Origin of the sequence: Emergencia sp. (assembly GCF_048465375.1) — a bacterium.
Lineage (GTDB): Bacteria > Bacillota > Clostridia > Peptostreptococcales > Anaerovoracaceae > Senimuribacter.
Genome location: NZ_DBFWLQ010000014.1, coordinates 18,711 through 38,947 on the forward strand (window position 1 = coordinate 18,711; position 20,237 = coordinate 38,947).

Sequence of the window (20,237 nt, forward strand, 5' to 3'; positions counted from 1 at the left end):
GGATGGGATGAATACCATAATTGAATTTCGGGATATCAAAAAAGTCTATGGTGAAAAGACCATCGTAGAGCATTTTAATCTGTCCATTGAGAAGGGACAGTTTGTGACCGTCATTGGCAGTTCAGGCTGCGGCAAGACGACTATTTTGAAGATGATTAACGGGCTGATTACGCCTGATGCGGGCACGGTTCTTGTAGAGGGCAGAGACATCAAAATGGAAGACCAGATTCAGCTTCGCCGCAATATCGGCTATTCCATTCAGGGCAGCGTCTTATTTCCACACATGACAGTGGAAAAGAACATCGCCTATGTGCCGGAGCTTCTGAACAAAAATGACAAAGCCAGGACGCGGTCCGCTGTTACCAAGTGGATGAAGATCGTAGGACTTGATGCTGATATGCTGAAACGCTTTCCTGATGAGCTTTCTGGCGGCCAACAGCAGAGAGTAGGCATTGCCAGGAGTCTGGCGGCTTCGCCGGATATCCTTCTGATGGATGAGCCTTTCGGCGCAGTAGATGAGATTACCAGGGTGCAGCTGCAGGAAGAACTGCAGAAAATTTATGAACAGACTGGCATTACCATCCTCTTTGTCACCCATGATATTTCTGAGGCGCTGAAACTGGGGACAAAGGTGCTGGTCATGGATCAGGGGGTGATTCAGCAATACGGTTCACCGACAGAGATTCTGCGAAGCCCTGCGACGGATTTTGTCAGACGGCTGGTAGCCAAAGAGCGCAGGACCTGCGGGCTGCCGGAAGAAAAACTGCTGGAATGCGAGTATTGCGGGGTGATCAACCGTGAGCATTGAACAAAACCTGGAGGATTTAATAAAATACCTGGAGCCGGGGACGAAGGTTCCCGCTGACCTATCGCAGCGCTGGCGGCTATATCGTTCTCTGGTCAACGTGAGAATGCCGGGGGAGATGCCGCCAGAGTACATGGAAAAGGAAAATCAGCTTTTGCAGGCTATGGCAGAGGAGAAAGGCATAACAGATATTGATCAATTGGAGGAGATAGAGTCAGGCATTTATCTCTGGCAGGGAGACATCACGACTCTCAAAATCGACGCCATCGTCAATGCGGCCAACAGCCAGATGCTGGGCTGCTTCTGCCCCTGCCACGGATGCATCGACAATGCTATTCATACCTTTGCCGGCACAGCGCTGCGAAACAAATGTGCGAGGATGATGAGACAGCAGGGGCACCTGGAGGAAACTGGCAGCGCAAAGATCACGCCTGGATATAATCTGCCTGCAAAGTACGTAATTCACACGGTAGGTCCGATTATATCGGATGCGGTACGGGAAAGAGACCTGCAGGCGCTGCGCGCCTGCTATGAGTCGTCGATGAAGCTGGCAGATCAGTACGGCCTTGCGGCTATCGCCTTCTGCTGTATCTCTACGGGGGAATTTCACTTCCCAAATCGTCTGGCGGCGGAGATTGCCGTGGATACGGTGAGAGAGTATCAGAAGAGCAGTAATCTGAAGGTCGTGTTTAATGTGTTCAAAGATCAGGACCTGCAGATTTATGAGAAACTGCTGGGAGGGTGTCTATGAAAGGGGGTCAATAATGTTCAGCGGAAAATTGAGGGGACCGCAAGGCGGGAGAGACGGAACTGTCCGTCTGCAAGAGGAACTGGCTTCTGCAGAAGTCGTCGTTATCGGCGCCGGGGCGGGACTGTCCGCCTCAGCAGGATTTGAGTATACAGGGCAACGCTTTGATACGTATTTTCAAGATTTTGCAGCAGCGTATGGCTTTGATGATATGTATTCCGGCGGCTTCTACCCTTACAAGACAATGGAGGAATATTGGGCATTTTGGAGCCGATATATCTGGATCAACCGCTATCAAAATCCGCCGGAGCCGGTCTACAATGCGCTTTTGGAGTTGATGAGGGGAAAAGAGTATTTCGTATTGACTACCAATGTGGATCACCAATTTCAGAGAGCCGGGTTTGATAAAGAGCGGCTCTTCTATACCCAGGGGGACTACGGTCTTTGGCAGTGTAGCAAACCTTGCCATAAACTGACCTATGATAATGAAGCGCAGGTGCAGAAAATGGTAGAGGTGCAGGGTTTTGTCGTAGACGGGAACGGTGAATTGTCCCTGCCTGAGGGCACTCGGCCTGCTATGTCCATTCCTACTGAACTGGTGCCCTATTGCCCCAAGTGCGGCAGCCCGTTGACCATGAATCTGCGAGCGGATGAGACCTTTGTGGAGGATATGGGCTGGCAAATGGCATCAAAGCGTTACGCTGCGTTTTTGCGGAAGGCGCAGCAGCGACGGACGCTGTTTCTGGAGCTGGGTACTGGATATAATACGCCGGGTATTATCAAGTACAGTTTCTGGCAGATGGCTGACAGGTGGCAGAAGGCGGTCTATTCTAGCGTTAATCTGGGAGAAGCCTATGCGCCGGTGGAACTTGGAGAGAAGGCAATCTGCATTGATGGCGATATCGGGGAAGTGCTAGGGGCACTTGCCAGACGGTGAACACGTTTAAGGAGGGAGAGTTTCTTGCGTTCCATTTTCTTAATTATTTTTAATGTTTAGGAATCCGATTGACCTATATGCCTTTTAGAAGTATATTTAAGATATAAGGGTTCGTAGAATGGTAAGGATTAGAAAAGCAAGGAGGAAAATCATGAAACCAAGACATCTGCTGACGTATCTGCTATGTGCAGCTTTGATTTTTGCTCTCTTCGGATGTAGTAAAGAGAAGGCTTTGGAAGAATCGCCCAAAAAGCCGGCTGTTCAATGGGACGTGCCAATGAATGACGACGGAGATCCTGACACGCCGGTCTTTGATATGGAGGAGGACGGCTGCCATATCACTGGGGCTGTTTTGATGAAGGACGGAGTGATAACGGCGTTGACAGAAAAGGAGTTTCTGCAGACTGTTACGGGAGAAACGGAGAAAGAGCAGACTGGCGAGTTTGAAGGCGGCGACTTTGTGCCGATGGGCCTGACAGAGCAGTTTGCAAAAGACTATGCGGGGCGAATTACGGCGCTTTTTGAGCGGGCTGCGCTGATCGGCATCAGTGACAGCATGGATTTTACACGAAGGTTGACTGCCCACGGGGGGCTGTCAAAAAAGGAATTTGACCAGGCAGATGTGGATGCGGCGGTCGAGCAGGCCTATGGACTAGAGAAAAAGGGCATGTCTTACACCAGTGCTGAAGGGTACGAGGGTCTTGCACCGTCTGAAGACTACAAATATGGGGCGATTCTCTTTATTCCAAAGGTTGCAGTTGTCACAGGCGAGTACAAGGGGGAGACTTTGACCTATCACTACCCTTGCGTCAACGACGCCGGATTTCTTGACGGGATTTATTTGATGGTGCAGAGCGATGAGGTAGAAGCTATACCGGATTGATTCTGTATATAATAGTCTCAAACAAAGCAAAGACTGCACATTATACGTAAGAAAGGAAACGAAAGCCATGTGTAAAAAAGTTTTAGTAATTTCCACCAGCCCAAGGAAGGGCGGCAACTCCGATGCTTTGGCGGAAGAATTCGCCAAGGGCGCAAAAGAGGCGGGGAATGAAGTGGAAAAAATCTGTCTCTACGACAAGACCATCGGATTTTGCAAGGGATGTTTTGCCTGCCAGGAAACAAAGAGATGTGTCATCCGCGACGACGCTGATATCATCGCCCAGAAAATGAAGGACGTCGATGTCATCGCCTTTGCCACACCGATCTACTATTTTGAAATGTGCGGGCAGATGAAGACCATGCTTGATCGGGCGAACCCGCTGTACAGCGCTGACTATCAGTTTCGGGATGTGTATATGCTGACTGCTGCGGCAGAAGAGGGGGCTGATACGCCGGAGCAGGCGGTGCACGGATTAGAAGGCTGGATCAGATGCTTCCCGAAAGCTCGTCTGGCGGGAACCGTATTTGCTGGCGGCGCAGATGCCATCGGTGACATCAAAGGGAATCCGGCTCTGCGGGAAGCCTTTGATATGGGGAAAACAGTGCAATAGGCTATTGTAAAACAATTACATATGAGGAGGGAATATTATGGCTGGATGCGGTGCATAAATGCGCATGAATCAAGTAATCCGCCATAAACGCTTGTTTCTTGATCAATTTAGGCATTTTTTGAAAAATGCAAGCTAGTTTTTGGCAAAATATCCATAAAATGTAAAAAGTGCGAATGGACAAGGAACACATATAATAGGAACCTTCTGTATTTAAACACGTTTTTAACCTTTATCCAGCCAAATTTGAGCTATTTTGCTCCCAGAAGAGACTGCTGAAAGCTAAAATCTGCCGTAAATGCACCTAAAACTGCTCGTTTCAGGCACTTTTGCCGGATTTAAAGAGAAGGGGTATATTAGGGCTTCATGGGTTTGCCGTGAACTCGGCCTTGCAGATGCACAGATTCAAGATAAATTGATAGAAAAATATCCGCTCAGTCGAGAAGCAGCAAAGGAATTCGTCAGCAAGTAAGAACATAGCCGCCATAGGCCTTTCTCTGAATCCCAGATTCCACCTCTTGTAATTTTTGTCGTACTATTGTAGCATGATAATAGATGAAAATAAAAGAGGTGCTGAATGAATATCAAAGATTTGAAGTGTTTTGAAGCTGTATTTGAGCAGAAGAGTATCAACAAGGCTGCCAAGCAGCTGTACATCACGCCCCAGGGCCTTGGCAGCAACATCAGGTCGCTGGAGAATGAGTTGGACACGGTTTTGTTTGAACGAGCAAAACAGGGTGTGACACCGACGGAAAGCGCGCAGCTTTTATATAAACGGGCAGGTCTTCTGATTGATGAATTCGAACAGATCAAGAACGAAGTGCAGCAGCTTTCCCATAGAGAAGATGTATTGCGTATTGGCTGTGCTTGCGGAGTGTTTAATGTAATTCCCTTTAAACTGATACAGGACTTTATTGAGGAAAATACGCCGGTAAAGGTAGAATGGTGTGAATATGCTAACTCAGAAGTGAAAGCGATGATCGACGCATCGGAAATCGAATACGGCTTTATTGTCGGCAGCTGGGACAGTGAGGACAACACGGTCAGAAAATTAGCCCAAAACGACGTGTACTTGCTAGCCTACGAAGGTCATCCTCTATATGAGAAGGATAAGGTCACCATCGATATGCTGGAGGGCGAGCCGCTGATTACTTTGAACGAGCACTTCAATCTGTATCATGATTTCAAGAAAGCCTGCCAGGTGCGGGGCTTTGAGCCAACAATTATTGCAAAGACTGCAGATGCAAACTTCCAGCATAAGCTGTGCAGACAGGGCTACGGTCTGGCGATCGTGACTGCTTTTTCCATGGAAGACGTGCAGATGAATGGCATTCGTGCGATTCCCTTTGAAGAGGAACTGAAATGGGAAGTATACGGCGTTTATCGAAAGGCCATCGGGTCCTACAGGCTGGTTCGGAAATTTGAAGAGTTTCTGAAAGAAAACAGCATATAGTATCTATCAAAAATCTTCTTCTACGTAGCAGATGATTCTTGATAACTCTCCCACAAGGACAGGGCATATAATATTGCTAGAATATGAACTGGGGAGGTTAACATGAAATACAAGAACTTGTTCACACCGATCAAAATCGGTTCGGTGGAAATTAAAAATCGATTTGCTATGGCGCCGATGGGACCATTGGGTCTTTCTGACGCACAGGGAGGCTTTAACCAGAGAGGAATCGATTATTATACAGAAAGAGCAAAGGGTGGCACTGGTCTGATCATTACCGGGGTCACTTTTTCTGATTGCGAGGTGGAGCAGCAGAGCATGCCCAATTGCCCCAACTCCACTTTTAATCCCGTACACTTTATCAGAACTAGCAAAGAGATGACAGAGCGAGTACATGCGTATGGCAGCAAAATTTTCCTCATGATGTCCGGAGGTTTCGGCAGGGTGACGATTCCGACAAACTTGGGAGAATTCCCGCCAGTGGCGCCCTCTCCTATTCCGCATAGATGGCTGGACAAGACTTGCAGGCCATTGACAAAAGAGGAAATTCACAGCATCGTCAAGTCTTTTGGCGACGGCGCATATAACGCCAAGCGGGGAGGCTTTGACGGCGTGGAAATCCATGCGGTTCACGAGGGCTATCTCCTGGATCAGTTTGCGATTTCTATGTTCAACCAAAGGGACGATGAGTACGGCGGCAGTCTGGAGAACCGTCTGCGCTTTGCCAGGGAAGTCGTAGAGGAAATTAAGAGGCGCTGCGGAGACGATTTTCCTGTTGCGCTCAGGTTCAGTGTCAAGAGCATGATTAAGGATTGGCGTGACGGTGCTCTTCCGGGAGAAGTGTTTGAGGAAAAAGGCCGGGATATAGAAGAAGGGCTGGAAGCAGCCAGGCTGCTGGTAGAATACGGCTACGACGCATTGGATACGGATGTAGGCACTTACGATGCCTGGTGGTGGAACCATCCGCCTATGTATCAGGAGAAAGGCCTTTATCGTCCATACTGTAAGATGGTCAAAGAGGTCGTAGACGTACCGGTGCTTTGCGCAGGACGTATGGATGATCCGCAGATGGCAGCGGCATCCTTGGAGAATGGCGAATGTGATGTCATCAGTCTGGGCAGGCCGCTCTTAGCTGATCCCGACTATGTAAACAAGCTGCGCGCAGGTAGATTTGAAGAAGTGCGTCCTTGCATTTCTTGTCATGAGGGCTGCATGGGACGGATTCAGGAGTATTCCATGATTAACTGTGCGGTGAACCCGCAGGCAGCCAGAGAACGAGTGACTGCTTATGAGCCGATCTGTAAAAGTAAAAAGGTGATGGTGGTCGGCGGCGGGGTCGCGGGTTGTGAGGCAGCCCGGGTACTGGCTATCCGCGGGCACAGACCGGAGCTTTTTGAAAAAAGTGAACAGCTGGGCGGCAATTTGATTCCTGGCGGAGCGCCTGATTTTAAGGAAGATGATATTGCTCTAGCAAAATGGTATGAAAGACAGCTTTCGAAGCTGGAAGTTCCTGTTCATTACGACAGAAAGGTCAGCAGAGAAGATGTGCTGGCAGCCGATTACGATGCAGTCATTATCGCTACAGGCTCGTCGCCGAAGGTATTTTCGCTGGGAGATGACAGCCACGTTTATACTGCGGCTGATGTGCTGAAGAAAGAAAAAGACTGCGGTGATACAACTGTAGTGATTGGCGGTGGTCTGGTGGGGTGCGAGACGGCGCTCTGGCTCAGTGAACAGGGGAAAAAAGTGACGGTTGTGGAGGCGCTGGAGAAACTGCTGGCGGTTAACGGCCCACTCTGCCATGCCAATAAGGATATGCTTGAGAGATTGGTTCCATATCATGGCGTAGAAGTGATTACCTCAGCAAAGGCGACCAGCTTTGAGAAGGGGATTCTGACAGTAGAATGCGCTGGCGAAACAAAGGAGATTTCGGCAGACAGTGTAATTTTGTCGGTGGGATACAAAGAAGAGAACACACTGTATCACGAATTGGAATTTGACGTTCCGGAAATTTACCTTCTGGGCGATGCCAAAAAAGTGTCCAACATCATGTATGGCATCTGGGATGCCTTTGAGGTAGCAAATCATATATAGAATCACGAAAGAAGCTGCAGTCGGAAATGTTTTCTCCTGATGCAGCTTCTTTTGCTTATCACTTTGGAAATACCGTCCCGAGAACATATTTCTGGATGTTCCAAATACTTATTTGATATATAATCCTCCGACTTTCATATCTTTGTCCAAAGATATGGTGAAGGTTGCAGCTTCGTTTTCATATTGGCATTTAACGATGCATACGGCATATTCAACACCAAGAGATTCTGAAGAAGATAATGACACAGATTTGAACCTGACAAATCCACCCAGACCTTCGAAGATGGATGTAAATGTATTCTCTAGCTTTTTCTGACTCATGGACTCCTTCATGAGATCGCTGAACTGATCATAGCAGCTTTCATAGTCTTTTGCGTTTAGCTGGTCGATAAACCCCTCAGATGTCTTGATCACTTGATCTCTATCAAATCCCGATGGCAATTCATTGGCCGCGCAGCTGGCACAAATCCCCAAAAGGAGAGCCATAGCGGCCGGCACTACGATATATCTCTTTTTCATATTTCTCACCCTTTCTGTCTTGCCATCATTATACCTTTAATTTATAATGTTATCAAGTTTAGAAAAGGGGAAAGATGAGAATTCATAAAACTATGATAAAGATTATAATTGTGTTTTCAGTGCTGCTGGCATTGGCGCTCTTTGTCTACTGGAATAATAAGTCTCTGGTGGTGACCGAGTATCAGTACCAGAGTGAGCAAGTACCGAAACAATTTGAGGGATTTCGTATCACACAGATTTCTGATTTGCAAAGTGAGTATTTTGGCCAGCATCAGAAGAAGCTTCTGACCAAAACGGCGGAAACGAATCCGGATATCATCGTGTTTACAGGGGATCTGCTGGACCGTAACCACACCAGCTATGAGGCCAGCCTGGAAGCAATCAAAGGATTAGCCAAAATTGCACCAGTTTACTATGTAAATGGGAATCACGAATTGGCCCTGCCAGAGCAAAGAATGAAGGAATTTTACGATGAACTGCGGCAGATGGGGGTCAATGTTCTCTTTGACGAGACGGCAGTCGTGACGCTAGGCGTTCATCAGATTCACCTGATCGGCATTTCGGAATACACCCTCTATGCCAGCAAGGAGTCGATAGGAAGGACTGCGACTGCTTATGACCCATCGGTTATCAACGATGTGATTGATCGGCTGACGGAAAGTATTGGAGAGGAAGAATTTGTCGTCATGCTGACTCATGAACCGCAGTTTTTCGATGCCTATACCAATGACAAGGTGGATCTGATTTTTGCTGGACACGCTCACGGCGGGCAGATCAGACTGCCTTTTACGGAAGGTTTGTTTGCGCCGGGGCAGGGTACTCTGCCAAAGCTGACTAGTGGTGTGCACAAAAAAAGTCACACCACGATGGTCATCAGCAGGGGCCTGGGCAATAGTGTGTTTCCTTTTCGTTTTATGAACAGACCAGAAATTGTTGTCGTTGATTTGAAACGTGGATTGTGAAGTAAGAAGGGGGTTTTGAGTGATGAAAAGAAAATCGTCAATTTTGGATCGGGCCAGAACTGTTTTGAAAACGACCGGTACACTGGGGGCGCCATCTGCTGGACAGTTTGTTGATAATTTTTGCGATGAAGTAGAGAGAACGGCTTATGAGCAAGCTGATAAAAAAGCAGAGACTGAAAACTGTGACCAGAAATTGCAGGATGAGGAAAAGAAGGAGAATGAAAAATGAAGTATTTATGGACGACGATGCACGTAACGGATCTGGACAAGTCCGTAGCATTCTATGAGGAGGTTGTGGGACTGACCTTGGAGAACAGGTTCCAGGCTGGACCTGGCTCGGAAATCGCTTTTATGAAGTCAGACGGCACAGAGACGAAAGTGGAACTTCTCTGCCGTGCTGACTTTGCTGGACGCAGAGAGAATGCCGCGCTTTCTCTGGGTTTCGAAACGGAGAATCTCGAAGATAAAATGGCGGAATTAGAGGCAAAAGGTTATGCGGTGAGCGATATAATCAGACCTAATCCCAAGACCAGATTCTTTTTTGTCAAAGACCCCGATGGAATCGATATTCAGTTTGTAGAAGAGTAGAGCTTGCAATGCAGACACGAGGCTGCTGTTTCGGTAGATAACCCATCTATTGGAGCGGCAGTTTTTTGTTGTAAGAAAATGTAAAAAATATCCTGTAATATATTGACAACCATGATCGATAATGGTAATATATGGTAACAACGAAAACCGGAAGAGAAAGGAGATTTTTACACATGCCAGACAAGAATATCACATATGAGATCAGGGAATACTTAGGAGTAATTTCAGAACATGACTCAGGCTGGAATAAAGAGCTCAACATTATATCCTGGAACGGGCAGACACCTAAATACGATTTGAGAGATTGGGATCCCCACCATGAGAGGATGAGCAGGGGCATAACCCTTCACCCGGCAGAAATGAGAAAGCTGGTAGATCTTTACTTAGCTAGTAATAACCGAAAAAGAATTGAAGAGGGCAAGAGCGAAGAAGAGAAAAAACGCCAACGGCAAGCAGAATTTCGAAAGACTTATGCAGAAAAGAAACAAGATCCTACACTGGAAGCAGTAGAAAAAGAGACCCTGGAAGGCGCGCAGCCGCCAGTAGAAGAACACACTGAAGCACTTCTGAATGCTGAAGCGCATACAGAGGAGGAACAGTCCACGCCTTTAGCTGAGTGCCAAGGGGAGGAATTGCAAAGACCCGCAGCAGCAGAATCTTTTTAATTTGTCGATGAACCAAAATGAAACCGCAGACATATTATATATCAAACCCAATTTAAGTATAGGAGGAATAAATTATGTCATGTTTTAATAGAGGCGGCGGTATGGACGATAGTCTGCTGTTTTTCTTTTTACTGTTAGTTCTGTTATTCTGTAATTCAGGATTTTTAGGATGCGGCAATAATGACTGCTGTGATCCATGCGAACCTACATGTTGCTAAGGTAAAAAACAAGAGAGGGTTTAACCCTCTCTTGTATTGTTACTGAACAAAAATGAAATCGCCCATATTGCGGCAAGTCCGACTATTGCATAGATAATTCTAGATACTACGAATAAGTCCGCACCGAAGATGCTGTCGACAAGGTTATACTTAAAGAAACCGATAAGTCCCCAGTTGAGTCCTCCGATGATCAGGAGGGCCAGGATTAATTTTTTCATCTAATCACTCCTTTCAAATTGTATTTTAACCAATAATATTTATAATATCCGTTAAATATGGTACAATGTTAAACAGTATCAACAATTAAGCCAAAAAGGGGAGGCGTTTATGAAAATACAACTGAAAACCGCACCGCGGGGAAATTTTGAAGAGATTGAAGTGAAGCAAGGAACGACCATTGAAGAAATATATAGAAGATATGAAAAAGATTTACCATATACAATTTTGGCGGCAAAAGTGAATAATAAATTTGAAGACCTTACATATGGGCTCTTCGAAAACTGCAATCTGGAACTACTGGATATGCGTACACAGACTGCTAATTTGATTTATCAGTATAGCTTATCTTTGATTTATCTGAAGGCTGTATATGACTGTTTGGGTAACGTCAAAGTGGAGATTCAGAATTCTCTCAATAAAGGACTGTATACGGAAATCAAAACCGAAAAACCAGTGACAGCCAGACAAGTCCACGCAATCGAAAAGAGAATGAGAGAAATTGTTAAGGAAGATATGCCTTTTGTCAAGGAAATCGTTTCCAGAGAAGAAGCCATGGACATCCTTGAGCAAGAAGGTATGAAAGAAAAGCAGAGAATCTTAAGTGAATCGTTGGATTTGAGCCAAGTGAAATTTTATTCTCTGGATGGTGTGAGAGACTTTTTTTATGGCTTGATGGTGCCGTCGACTAGATATATCAAATACTTTGAACTGATGAAGTACCGTCGCGGCGTTTTGCTCAGATTTCCGCATCCATCCAATCCTAATGTCATACCGGAGTATGAAGATGAGAAGAAACTTTATCAGGCCTTTGGAGAGCAGACCAAATGGGATAAGCTTTTGGACGTCAATTACGTTGCCGACCTCAATGACAAAATTGAGAATGGCCAGTATAGGGAATTGATTCAGTTGTCAGAAGCACTTCACGAGAAAAAGATTGCGGAGATCGCTGACTCGATTAAGAAACAGCATAAGCGCATTATTCTCATCGCGGGACCATCGTCATCAGGAAAGACCACTTTTGCCAGACGGCTCTGCATTCAACTGAAGGTCAATGGACTGAATCCGCTATATATGGGTACAGACGATTATTTTGTTGAAAGGGAAAATTCGCCTTTAGATGAGCACGGCGAAAAGGATTTTGAGAGTCTGCGAGCTTTGGATATTCAGTTGTTCAACGACAATATGAATGATCTTTTGGCAGGTAAAGAAGTAGATCTTCCTACTTTTGACTTTATGACCGGACACAAAGTCTTTGGGAAAAGGATTACATCGATCAAACCGGGACAGCCTATTGTGATTGAAGGGATTCATGCGCTCAACGAACAACTGACAGAATATATTCCGAAGGAAGAAAAGTTTAAAATTTATATCAGTCCGCTGACACAGCTTAATATTGACGCGCACAACAGGATTCCCACTACGGACGAGAGGATGCTCCGCAGAATGGTGAGAGACAATCTGTACAGAGGGCATAATGCGCAGAGCACCATTGCCAGCTGGCCAAAAGTGAGAGCGGGGGAAGACGTCAACATATTCCCTTATAATGGAGAGGCTGATGTTTTGTTCAACTCTTATCACGTCTATGAAATCGCAGTTTTGAAGAAATATGCGGAGCCTTTGCTCAAACAGATTACGCCAGAAGAGCCGGAGTATGCAGAAGCAATACGAATGTTGAAATTCTTGAGATTTTTTAAGACCATCGAAGATGATCAGGTGATTGTCAATAATTCTATCATTCGAGAATTCATCGGTGGCAGCATTTTTGTCGAATAGAGAGGATTGACAGTATGGCAGATATTATCGTAATTGGAGGAATTAACATCGACATAGAGGGCTGCCCGCGGAAGACTTTGGTGCCGTCTGATTCCAATCCGGGAGACATTGCAATTTCCTATGGCGGGGTCGGGCGGAATATCGTAGAGAATGCAGCACGGCTGGGCGCTGATGTTGGGATGATTTCTTTGACGGGAGACGACTTCTTGGGCAATAATGCTAGAGATCATCTTGCCGGCTTGGGAGTGGATGTATCTGGTATCGTCCATGTAAATGGATGTAACACAGGTATGTACCTATCCATCCTCAATCATGAAAACGATATGGCCGTTGCAATCTGCAATATGGATATTTTGGAGCGGGTAACGCCTGCTTTTCTGGAAGACAAACTCCATCAATTGACTGAGTCAGAGATTGTCGGTGTGGACTGTAATTTGGATTTTGCTACGCTGGATTACATTACTAACAGCCTTCATGCCCCTCTGTTTCTCGATCCGGTTTCCGCCTCAAAGGCAGAGCGTGTGAAACCGATCATCGGCCGCTTTCACACTATCAAACCGAATCGCATCGAGGCAGAACTTTTGAGCGACATTAAAATAGTCGATGACGCATCGCTCAGGCAGGTCGGTTCTTGGTTCTGCCGTCAGGGTGTAAAGCGTGTCTTTATCAGCTTGGGGGAAGATGGAGTCTACTACCGAGACGAAAGCGGTGAAGGAATTGTAGGGACAAGCCCGGTGAAGCTTGTCAGTGCTACGGGAGCAGGCGATGCTTTTTCCGCAGCAATTTTAGTGGGGCACATCAAAGACTTCAGTGCAGAGGATACGGCAAAACTGGGCGTCGCCTGTGCTTCTCTGGCTTTGGAAGTGAAATCTGCGGTAAACCCGAGAATTTGCTGGGACGAAGCAATCCGCCGCATGAAATAAGAAAAAGAAAAAAAGCAGTTAGTTCATTGAACAACTGCTTTTTTCTATGCGTAATGAAGTTAGATTGTTGCTTTCCAGAATCCGTGTAAGTTGCAGTATTCGTAAGCAGCTACTGCCTTTTCCCCGTCAGCTAGTACAAATTCTGCCTCTGGTTTTCCGGTTGGATCTAAGTGCTTTTCCTGTACGCCCTTATTTGTCTCTAAAAGTATGAATGCGATATGGTGTTCTTCTGACATAGGGTGTTCAGCACTTCCTACATTGACGATGACCTTGTTTCCTTCTTCTTTGATAAGTGGCACATGCTTTTCTGTTGCCGCATCTGTAGTGTTTGGTTCGAGCAGCTGCATCGGTTCTCCGCAACATGCCGGCGTAACACCTTTATCTACTACCATCTTAACAATATTTCCGCAGTGATTACATTTATATAACTTTATCATTTTCATTTCCTCCAGTTGTTTTAAGTGTTTTTGATTATATTTTTATTATACCTCCATTTTTTAAAATTAAACATGAAAAATTAGTAAATTTTGGCTTGACAACTTGCATAAAGAGAATTATAATAATGATAATCATTATTGATATTGCGAGAAAGGAGCTAGTATGAAATACTCGAGACAACGTAGACTGATACTGGATATTGTCAAATCAAATCCTGTTCATCCTACTGCAGAGTGGGTATACCAGCAGGCTCGCGAAGAAATGCCTTCTATCGGCATTGCAACGGTCTATCGGAATCTGAACGCCTTAAGTAATATTGGTGAGATTGAGAGAATCTCTGGCGCTGACGGAATTGATAGATTTGATGGGAATGCTGCAGAGCATTATCATATGCAGTGCTGCAAGTGTGGTAAATTGATAGACCTGAAAGCGAAAGACGCAGCAGCGCTAGAAGAACTGCGCAAGGTAATTAACACTACATTTGATGTAGCGGGAGAAGATATTACCGTAACAACGACTTTGTTAAGAGGTGTGTGTGACAAGTGTGCAGACACAAAGAATTAGTTAATTGAAATGTATGGAGGAGAAACGATGAAAGATTTAAAAGGAACAAAGACTTTAGAAAACTTAATGACAGCATTTGCTGGAGAATCTCAGGCGAGAAATAAGTATACATATTATGCTTCAAAGGCAAAGAAGGATGGTTATGTACAGATTCAGAAAATCTTTGAAGAAACTGCAGCAAACGAAAAGGAACATGCTGAACTTTGGTTCAAATTAGCTGTAGGTATCGGAACTACAGAAGAAAACCTGATTGCAGCAGCAGAAGGTGAAAACTACGAGTGGACTGAAATGTATGCTGAAATGGCTAAAACCGCAAGAGAAGAAGGTTTCCCTGAAATCGCAGCACAGATGGAAGGCGTTGCAGCAGTAGAGAAAGAACACGAAGAGAGATATAAGAAATTAGCACAAAACGTAAGAGAAGGCAAAGTATTTGCGAAGGATGAAGAAGTTTTATGGCAGTGCAGCAACTGTGGACATCAGGTAGTTGGAAAAGAAGCACCGATGATTTGCCCAGTATGTAAGCACCCACAGGCATACTTCCAGATTAAATCTGAGAATTATTAATCTGAGAAGCGCCTATTCCGTTAGGAATGGAATGTCTATTTGACCAAGCCGACTAGTATCCAAAAAATAAATTTAATCGACACAAAAGAAAGAGGGATGGACTTTGAGCAGAGTACATCCCTTTTTCTTATATCCAGGAAATAAAAATATCAATTGAAGAGGGACAAATACTCAATGGCTTTTACCGCGGTTGACAACCCGGCTGATAAAGACTATCATGAAATCATAGTGTAAAGCGGTGAGAAGAAGTCAAAAGAGGCAGACGTGAAAACAGAAAGAACTTATTCTAATAGCTGATAAATAGAAAAGAGGGATTGAAGGTGACGGATTACGAAGTTCTAAGACTGGCCAAAGATGCTGGTATCGACAAGGCGGCAATCGTGGACGCCGATGATTTGATTTTCGAATACGATTTTCGGAAATACTGCGAAATGAATAACTGTGGAAACTATGGGAAGAATTACGGTTGTCCGCCTGATTGTGGGACGCCAGAGGAAATGGAAGCGAAAGCGCGGAAATACCAGAAAGCTTTGGTATTGCAGACCATTCAGCCCGTAAATGACATCACTGATGGTCAAGAGACGGGACCGCTGAAGAAGAAGCACAATACTGTAGTCAGAAGATTTATGGACCAGTTAGCTGAATCGGGGATTGAAGGTCTGCCCATTATGGCAGGACCTTGCAGCGCGTGCAAGACCTGTGCAAAGACAGAAGGAAACCCTTGCAGATTTCCGGAACGTGTGGCTTCTTGCCTATCTGCCTATGGGATCAATGTGGCGAAATTATGCGAAACGTGCAAGATTCCCTGGGACTACGGTGTACATAAGGTTGGATTTTTTGCAATATATATGATGGGAGAAAAATAAGCGGGGACAAGAATTCATGTCGGAAAAAAGAAATTTTATCAAGGGGGCGGCGATTCTAAGCATTTCGGGTATCATCGTAAAGCTGCTGGGGGCGGCCCTCCGAATCCCTCTTTCAAATAAGATTGGCGCTGGAATGGCATATTATAATGTTGCTTACACTATATATGCCATCTTTTTGGTACTGGCGACAGCGGGGATTCCTGTGGCTATTTCCAGATTGGTCTCTGAACGGCTTTCCATGGGCAACGGAAAAGGGGCCCACAAGGTTTTTTCTACAGCCCTGAAACTGATGCTGGCCATCGGTTTGGGGTCTTTTGCCATCTGCTACTTTGGCGCAGGTGTGATTTCACAATTGATCAAAATTCCCGATGCAGAAATTTCTTTAAAAGCCATTGCCCCGGCGTTGTGTATCGTACCGATGCTGTCTGCCTTCAGAGGCTATTTTCAAGGGCGGCAAAATATGACGCCTACGGCGGTTTCCGAGATCGGAGAGCAGGTGGTTCGCGTTATCGTGGGGCTGGGCCTTGGATTCTCTCTTTATCGTTATGGCCTCGACGTAGCGGCGGCAGGCGCTACCTTTGGTGCAGGGGCAGGAGCCCTTGTGGGGATTTTAATTATTGTCACTATTTATCTCATCGATGGACGAAGACGGGAAGCTAGACAATTGAGGGTGTCAGGCCAGGAAGAGTCACAGGGAACCATACTGAAGAAGATCGCCTGGATTGCGGTACCGATTATTATCGGGGCTGAGATCATGCCGATTATGTCTACCATCGATACGTCTATTATCGTGGCCAGACTGCAAGCGACAGGCTGGAGCGCTGAAGAGGCTCTGGATTTATACAGCCAGTATGGCGCTTATTGTGATACGCTGATTTCATTGCCGCAGACATTTACTCAGGCTCTTGCGGTGAGTCTGGTGCCGTCGATCGCCGCTTTTTTCTGGCAGAACAAAATAGAAAAAGTAAATGACAATATAAAAATCAGCATGCGGCTGACTATGATTATGGCATGTCCTTGTGCAGTTGGTCTTTTTGTGCTGGCGCGGCCGATTTTGACCATGCTGTATCCGGATCAATTGGAAAGCGCTCTTACAGCAGTGCCGACGCTGAGAGTGATGACTGTCGGCGTGATTTTGCTGGCAATTTCTCAGACGACAACGGGTGCCTTGCAGTCGATTGACAGACAGATGAATCCGGTGAAGAATCTGGCTATTGGTGCCTGTGCAAAGGTAGTGATTACGTATGTGCTGGTCGGCGTTACAGCTATCAATGTAAAAGGCGCGGCTATCGGAACGAATGCAGCCTATCTTATCGCTTTGCTTCTCAATATGCGCTCTGTAAAAAAGAGCACGGGTGTAAAGTTTGATTTCGTCCTCACTTATGTGAAACCCATGGCGGCTTCTCTGATCATGGGCGTCTGTGTCTATGCGTCTTATATATTGCTTCTAGGTTATACTAGGGATTATATTGCTACAATAGTGAGCATCCTTGCGGGAATTGCTGTTTATGCAGTGACCATTCTCAGACTAGGCGCAATTTCGGTTGAAGAGTTAAAAATGGTTCCCTGCGGAGAGATTATGATAAAACTTTTTCGCTTGTAAGGGCCTTGAGCGCTGGACTAGCTCCCTATGTGCCGGCTGTGCTGTTTTTTGTTGCGCTGCTGCTTTGTCGTGCTCGGGTCGTGTATTCAGGTAATGTGCAAGTAACGATTGAAAATACATAAAAAAGGCGGAGGCAGCAGCCAAGCTGGCTGCGCCTTTTTTGCAGCTAATTTAGAAACGCCAGGATACGTGTGTAGATGTTGGGAACGAAAGCGATTGAAATTACTTCATTAGGAGACCAAAAAAAATAGAAAATCGTCCAAACTTTTTCAAAAAAACTCTTGCAATATTGACAAACATCATATATACTAAAAAGGCTTGCTTAAGGCGATGAAGTAGGAAGTTGCTGAGCTATCAGGTAATTTCTACGGAGAATTGTCCCCACCAGATGGGGGCGAAGGTGTTCGCCGACTTTTATTCTGTGTAAAAAATAAAGAAACGCACGGAGCCGTGTGCAAAGTAAGAAAAGTATGCATGACGGAGCTAAAGCTCCCATGCACACATGTCGCCCACAAGGGGCGGCGCTTCGCAAGTTACTTTTCTTGAAACCCCGTCAATATCGTCACACGAGATATTGACTGCGTTATAAGCAAACCACCGCACACGTTACAAAGTGGGCACTTGACCGGAATCGTTCCGTTTGAGAGAGAACCCCTTGTACAAGCATAGCGAAAACAGTACAAAAAATTCAGGAGGAAGAAAATGAGCGAATTACAGAAAATCAGAATTAAGCTTAAGGCCTATGACCACGCGTTATTAGACCAGTCAGCAGCGAAGATTGTAGAAACAGCTAAGAAAACTGGCGCAGACGTTTCTGGACCGATCCCGCTACCGACAGAGAAAGAAGTTGTTACAATCTTGAGAGCTGTACACAAATACAAGGACAGCAGAGAACAGTTTGAACAGAGAACACACAAGAGATTGATCGACATCACAAACGCTACACTGCAGACAACAGATGCTTTAACCAAGCTTGACTTACCTGCAGGCGTAGATATCGAAATTAAGCTGTAAAGTATGGTATTAAGGGTACTCCCCTTAGTAAGATTGCATGAGAGTGGAATCTGCCAAGGCTCTCCTGTGTGAGCATGTGCAGAGTTCAGCGATCGATTCCAGCCAAAACAAGTTTTGAGGAATCTTCGCAGGAGACCTGCCGGCGATTTGTTACAAATCGGGTCAGGGCTTCCAAAACCAGGGCAATCCGCTGTAAGAATTAGGAGGAAATTATATGAAAGCAATTTTAGGCAAGAAAATCGGAATGACTCAGATTTTCGCAGAAACAGGAGAAGTGATTCCTGTAACAGTTATCCAAGCCGGTCCTGAAGTTGTAACGCAGATCAAGACAGTTGAGACTGACGGTTACAATGCAGTACAGGTCGGATTCGAAGATCAGAAAGCTCACAGAGTTAACAAACCTTTGACTGGACACTTTGAAAAGAGTGGCGCTCCGCTGAAGAAGCACTTAGCTGAATTCAGAGTAGAAGAGGGTGAAACTTACGAATTAGGACAGGTAATCACTGTTGCTGATTTCGAAGAAGGCAAGAAACTGGACGTTACCGGTACTTCCAAAGGTAAAGGAACCCAGGGTAACATCAAGAGACATGGACACCACAGAGGTCCGATGACTCACGGTTCAAAGCACAAGAGATTAGCTGGCGCATTGGCCGCTGGTACTTATCCTTCAAGAGTATTCAAGGGTAATGCTGGTCCAGGTAGAATGGGTCGCGAAACTGTTACAGTACAGAACGTTGTTTTAGTAAAAGTTGACACTGACAGAAATCTGATGCTGGTCAGGGGTGCAGTTCCCGGCGGCAAAGGCAGTCTGGTAAGAATCCAGTACGCTGTCAAAGGTCAGGACAAATAGAATAGACTTCAGAAAGGAGGAAGCACACAATGGCAAAAGTAACTATGCTTAACATGGCCGGAACTGAAGCCGGAACAATTGAGCTTAAAGACGAAATATTTGGTATCGAGCCAAACGCTAACGCTGTTCACGCAGTCGTTGTAAATTATCTGGCAAACCAGAGACAGGGCACTCAGTCAGCAAAGACGAGAGGCGAAGTCAGAGGAGGCGGAAGAAAGCCTTTCAGACAGAAGGGAACTGGTCGTCATAGACAGGGAAGCACTACTGACCCTTCACAGGTAGGAGGCGGTATTGCATTCGCTCCAAAGCCAAGAGATTACAGATATACAGTGCCTAAGAAGTTAAAGAGACTGGCTATGAAGTCAGCGCTTTCTGCAAAGGTACAGGATAACGAAATCATCGTTTTAGACGATTTAAAATTTGATGCTCCTAAGACTAAGGAAATGGTAAAGGTTTTAGAGAACGTCAAAGCAAATAAAAAAGCATTGATCATCACTGCTGAAAAAGACGACAATATTATAAAGTCAGCAGCGAATATTCCAGGAGTAAGAACTGCTCTTGTAGGAACTATGAATGTTTATGAAATCATAAACTACAACAGCTTCATCGTAACAAAAGAAGCTATCGAAAAAATTGAGGAGGTGTACTTATAATGAGATCTGCATACGACGTAATTATCAAGCCTGTCATTTCAGAGCAGAGCATGGATCAAGCGCAAGAAAAGAAGTACACATTCAAAGTTGCAACAGACGCTAACAAAACACAGGTTAAATTAGCAGTTGAAGAAATCTTTGGTGTTGAAGTTAAAAGAGTAAACATTATGAACGTTGACGGCAAAATGAAGAGAATGGGAAGAACCATGGGTAAGACTCCGGCTTACAAGAAAGCGATTATTACGCTTACTGAAGGAAGCAAGGAAATCGAGTTCTTCCAGGGTCTGTAAT

The 20,237-nt window shown here is 45.4% G+C and carries 24 protein-coding genes; 21 read left to right on the top strand and 3 right to left on the bottom strand.

The window, feature by feature from the left end:
* The first annotated feature begins 7 nt into the window (after window positions 1-7).
* The 7 genes from ACMQ5W_RS10875 (at window position 8) to ACMQ5W_RS10905 (ending at window position 7,527) form a co-directional block, all read left to right on the top strand.
* On the top strand, window positions 8-808 hold the full coding sequence (locus ACMQ5W_RS10875; protein WP_419025200.1) for an ATP-binding cassette domain-containing protein: 801 nt from the start codon (window positions 8-10) through the stop codon (window positions 806-808).
* The gene (locus ACMQ5W_RS10880) at window positions 798-1,556 is read left to right on the top strand and encodes a protein-ADP-ribose hydrolase (RefSeq protein ID WP_419025201.1); all 759 of its coding nucleotides are present in this window, start codon (window positions 798-800) and stop codon (window positions 1,554-1,556) included. The genes ACMQ5W_RS10875 and ACMQ5W_RS10880 overlap by 11 nt, the downstream gene beginning before the upstream one ends.
* Window positions 1,557-1,569: 13 nt before the next feature.
* Window positions 1,570-2,490, top strand: coding sequence for an SIR2 family NAD-dependent protein deacylase (locus tag ACMQ5W_RS10885; protein WP_419025202.1), 921 nt, complete (start codon window positions 1,570-1,572; stop codon window positions 2,488-2,490).
* Between the two features lie 151 nt (window positions 2,491-2,641).
* The gene (locus ACMQ5W_RS10890; protein WP_419025203.1) at window positions 2,642-3,373 is read left to right on the top strand and encodes a hypothetical protein; all 732 of its coding nucleotides are present in this window, start codon (window positions 2,642-2,644) and stop codon (window positions 3,371-3,373) included.
* A gap of 67 nt (window positions 3,374-3,440) precedes the next feature.
* Complete coding sequence (locus tag ACMQ5W_RS10895) at window positions 3,441-3,983, top strand: flavodoxin family protein (RefSeq protein WP_419025204.1); 543 nt, start codon at window positions 3,441-3,443, stop codon at window positions 3,981-3,983.
* Window positions 3,984-4,557: 574 nt separating this feature from the next.
* Window positions 4,558-5,433, top strand: coding sequence for a LysR family transcriptional regulator (locus ACMQ5W_RS10900; RefSeq protein WP_419025205.1), 876 nt, complete (start codon window positions 4,558-4,560; stop codon window positions 5,431-5,433).
* Between the two features lie 102 nt (window positions 5,434-5,535).
* Entirely contained in the window at window positions 5,536-7,527 is a 1,992-nt protein-coding gene (locus tag ACMQ5W_RS10905; RefSeq protein WP_419025206.1) for an FAD-dependent oxidoreductase, read from the top strand.
* 108 nt (window positions 7,528-7,635) lie between these two features.
* On the opposite strand, the gene ACMQ5W_RS10910 is transcribed toward ACMQ5W_RS10905, so the two are convergent.
* Entirely contained in the window at window positions 7,636-8,046 is a 411-nt protein-coding gene (locus ACMQ5W_RS10910; protein WP_419025207.1) for a DUF3887 domain-containing protein, read from the bottom strand.
* A 92-nt stretch (window positions 8,047-8,138) separates the two neighbouring features.
* Between ACMQ5W_RS10910 and ACMQ5W_RS10915 the strand changes: the two genes are divergently transcribed.
* The 4 genes from ACMQ5W_RS10915 to ACMQ5W_RS10930 all read left to right on the top strand — a co-directional run bounded on the left by ACMQ5W_RS10915 (window position 8,139) and on the right by ACMQ5W_RS10930 (window position 10,261).
* A complete protein-coding gene (locus tag ACMQ5W_RS10915; RefSeq protein ID WP_419025208.1) occupies window positions 8,139-9,008 on the top strand; it encodes a metallophosphoesterase in 870 nt (289 codons plus the stop codon).
* A gap of 19 nt (window positions 9,009-9,027) precedes the next feature.
* Complete coding sequence (locus ACMQ5W_RS10920) at window positions 9,028-9,237, top strand: hypothetical protein (protein ID WP_419025209.1); 210 nt, start codon at window positions 9,028-9,030, stop codon at window positions 9,235-9,237.
* Entirely contained in the window at window positions 9,234-9,596 is a 363-nt protein-coding gene (locus tag ACMQ5W_RS10925) for a VOC family protein (RefSeq protein ID WP_419025210.1), read from the top strand. The genes ACMQ5W_RS10920 and ACMQ5W_RS10925 overlap by 4 nt, the downstream gene beginning before the upstream one ends.
* Window positions 9,597-9,769: 173 nt before the next feature.
* Window positions 9,770-10,261 (top strand): YdbC family protein, encoded by a 492-nt coding sequence (locus ACMQ5W_RS10930; RefSeq protein ID WP_419025211.1) that lies wholly within the window; start codon window positions 9,770-9,772, stop codon window positions 10,259-10,261.
* A 238-nt stretch (window positions 10,262-10,499) separates the two neighbouring features.
* On the opposite strand, the gene ACMQ5W_RS10935 is transcribed toward ACMQ5W_RS10930, so the two are convergent.
* The gene (locus tag ACMQ5W_RS10935) at window positions 10,500-10,697 is read right to left on the bottom strand and encodes a DUF378 domain-containing protein (protein WP_419025212.1); all 198 of its coding nucleotides are present in this window, start codon (window positions 10,695-10,697) and stop codon (window positions 10,500-10,502) included.
* A 109-nt stretch (window positions 10,698-10,806) separates the two neighbouring features.
* On the opposite strand from ACMQ5W_RS10935, the gene ACMQ5W_RS10940 reads away from it, so the two are divergent.
* Window positions 10,807-12,471 carry a nucleoside kinase gene (locus tag ACMQ5W_RS10940; protein WP_419025213.1) on the top strand — a complete coding sequence of 555 codons (1,665 nt, stop codon included), beginning with the start codon at window positions 10,807-10,809 and terminating at the stop codon, window positions 12,469-12,471.
* A gap of 14 nt (window positions 12,472-12,485) precedes the next feature.
* Window positions 12,486-13,394 carry a carbohydrate kinase family protein gene (locus ACMQ5W_RS10945; RefSeq protein ID WP_419025214.1) on the top strand — a complete coding sequence of 303 codons (909 nt, stop codon included), beginning with the start codon at window positions 12,486-12,488 and terminating at the stop codon, window positions 13,392-13,394.
* Between the two features lie 59 nt (window positions 13,395-13,453).
* Here the strand turns inward: ACMQ5W_RS10945 and ACMQ5W_RS10950 are convergent, their stop codons facing one another.
* Window positions 13,454-13,831 (bottom strand): desulfoferrodoxin family protein, encoded by a 378-nt coding sequence (locus ACMQ5W_RS10950; protein ID WP_419025215.1) that lies wholly within the window; start codon window positions 13,829-13,831, stop codon window positions 13,454-13,456.
* A 163-nt stretch (window positions 13,832-13,994) separates the two neighbouring features.
* Between ACMQ5W_RS10950 and ACMQ5W_RS10955 the strand changes: the two genes are divergently transcribed.
* The 8 genes from ACMQ5W_RS10955 (at window position 13,995) to rplW (ending at window position 20,236) form a co-directional block, all read left to right on the top strand.
* Window positions 13,995-14,396 carry a Fur family transcriptional regulator gene (locus ACMQ5W_RS10955; protein ID WP_419025216.1) on the top strand — a complete coding sequence of 134 codons (402 nt, stop codon included), beginning with the start codon at window positions 13,995-13,997 and terminating at the stop codon, window positions 14,394-14,396.
* Window positions 14,397-14,423: 27 nt separating this feature from the next.
* A complete protein-coding gene (gene rbr / locus ACMQ5W_RS10960; RefSeq protein WP_148494035.1) occupies window positions 14,424-14,960 on the top strand; it encodes a rubrerythrin in 537 nt (178 codons plus the stop codon).
* 320 nt (window positions 14,961-15,280) lie between these two features.
* The gene (locus tag ACMQ5W_RS10965) at window positions 15,281-15,826 is read left to right on the top strand and encodes a DUF2284 domain-containing protein (protein ID WP_419025217.1); all 546 of its coding nucleotides are present in this window, start codon (window positions 15,281-15,283) and stop codon (window positions 15,824-15,826) included.
* 16 nt (window positions 15,827-15,842) lie between these two features.
* Window positions 15,843-17,429 carry a putative polysaccharide biosynthesis protein gene (locus ACMQ5W_RS10970; RefSeq protein ID WP_419025218.1) on the top strand — a complete coding sequence of 529 codons (1,587 nt, stop codon included), beginning with the start codon at window positions 15,843-15,845 and terminating at the stop codon, window positions 17,427-17,429.
* A gap of 702 nt (window positions 17,430-18,131) precedes the next feature.
* The gene (rpsJ, locus tag ACMQ5W_RS10975) at window positions 18,132-18,443 is read left to right on the top strand and encodes a 30S ribosomal protein S10 (protein WP_067532850.1); all 312 of its coding nucleotides are present in this window, start codon (window positions 18,132-18,134) and stop codon (window positions 18,441-18,443) included.
* A 214-nt stretch (window positions 18,444-18,657) separates the two neighbouring features.
* Window positions 18,658-19,293: a 50S ribosomal protein L3 gene (gene rplC, locus ACMQ5W_RS10980; protein ID WP_419025219.1), complete on the top strand. Its 636-nt coding sequence runs from the start codon at window positions 18,658-18,660 to the stop codon at window positions 19,291-19,293.
* Between the two features lie 29 nt (window positions 19,294-19,322).
* Window positions 19,323-19,946 (top strand): 50S ribosomal protein L4, encoded by a 624-nt coding sequence (gene rplD, locus ACMQ5W_RS10985; protein WP_148494039.1) that lies wholly within the window; start codon window positions 19,323-19,325, stop codon window positions 19,944-19,946.
* Window positions 19,946-20,236 carry a 50S ribosomal protein L23 gene (gene rplW / locus ACMQ5W_RS10990; RefSeq protein ID WP_148494040.1) on the top strand — a complete coding sequence of 97 codons (291 nt, stop codon included), beginning with the start codon at window positions 19,946-19,948 and terminating at the stop codon, window positions 20,234-20,236. Before rplD ends, rplW begins: the two co-directional genes overlap by 1 nt.
* Window position 20,237 lies beyond the last annotated feature (1 nt).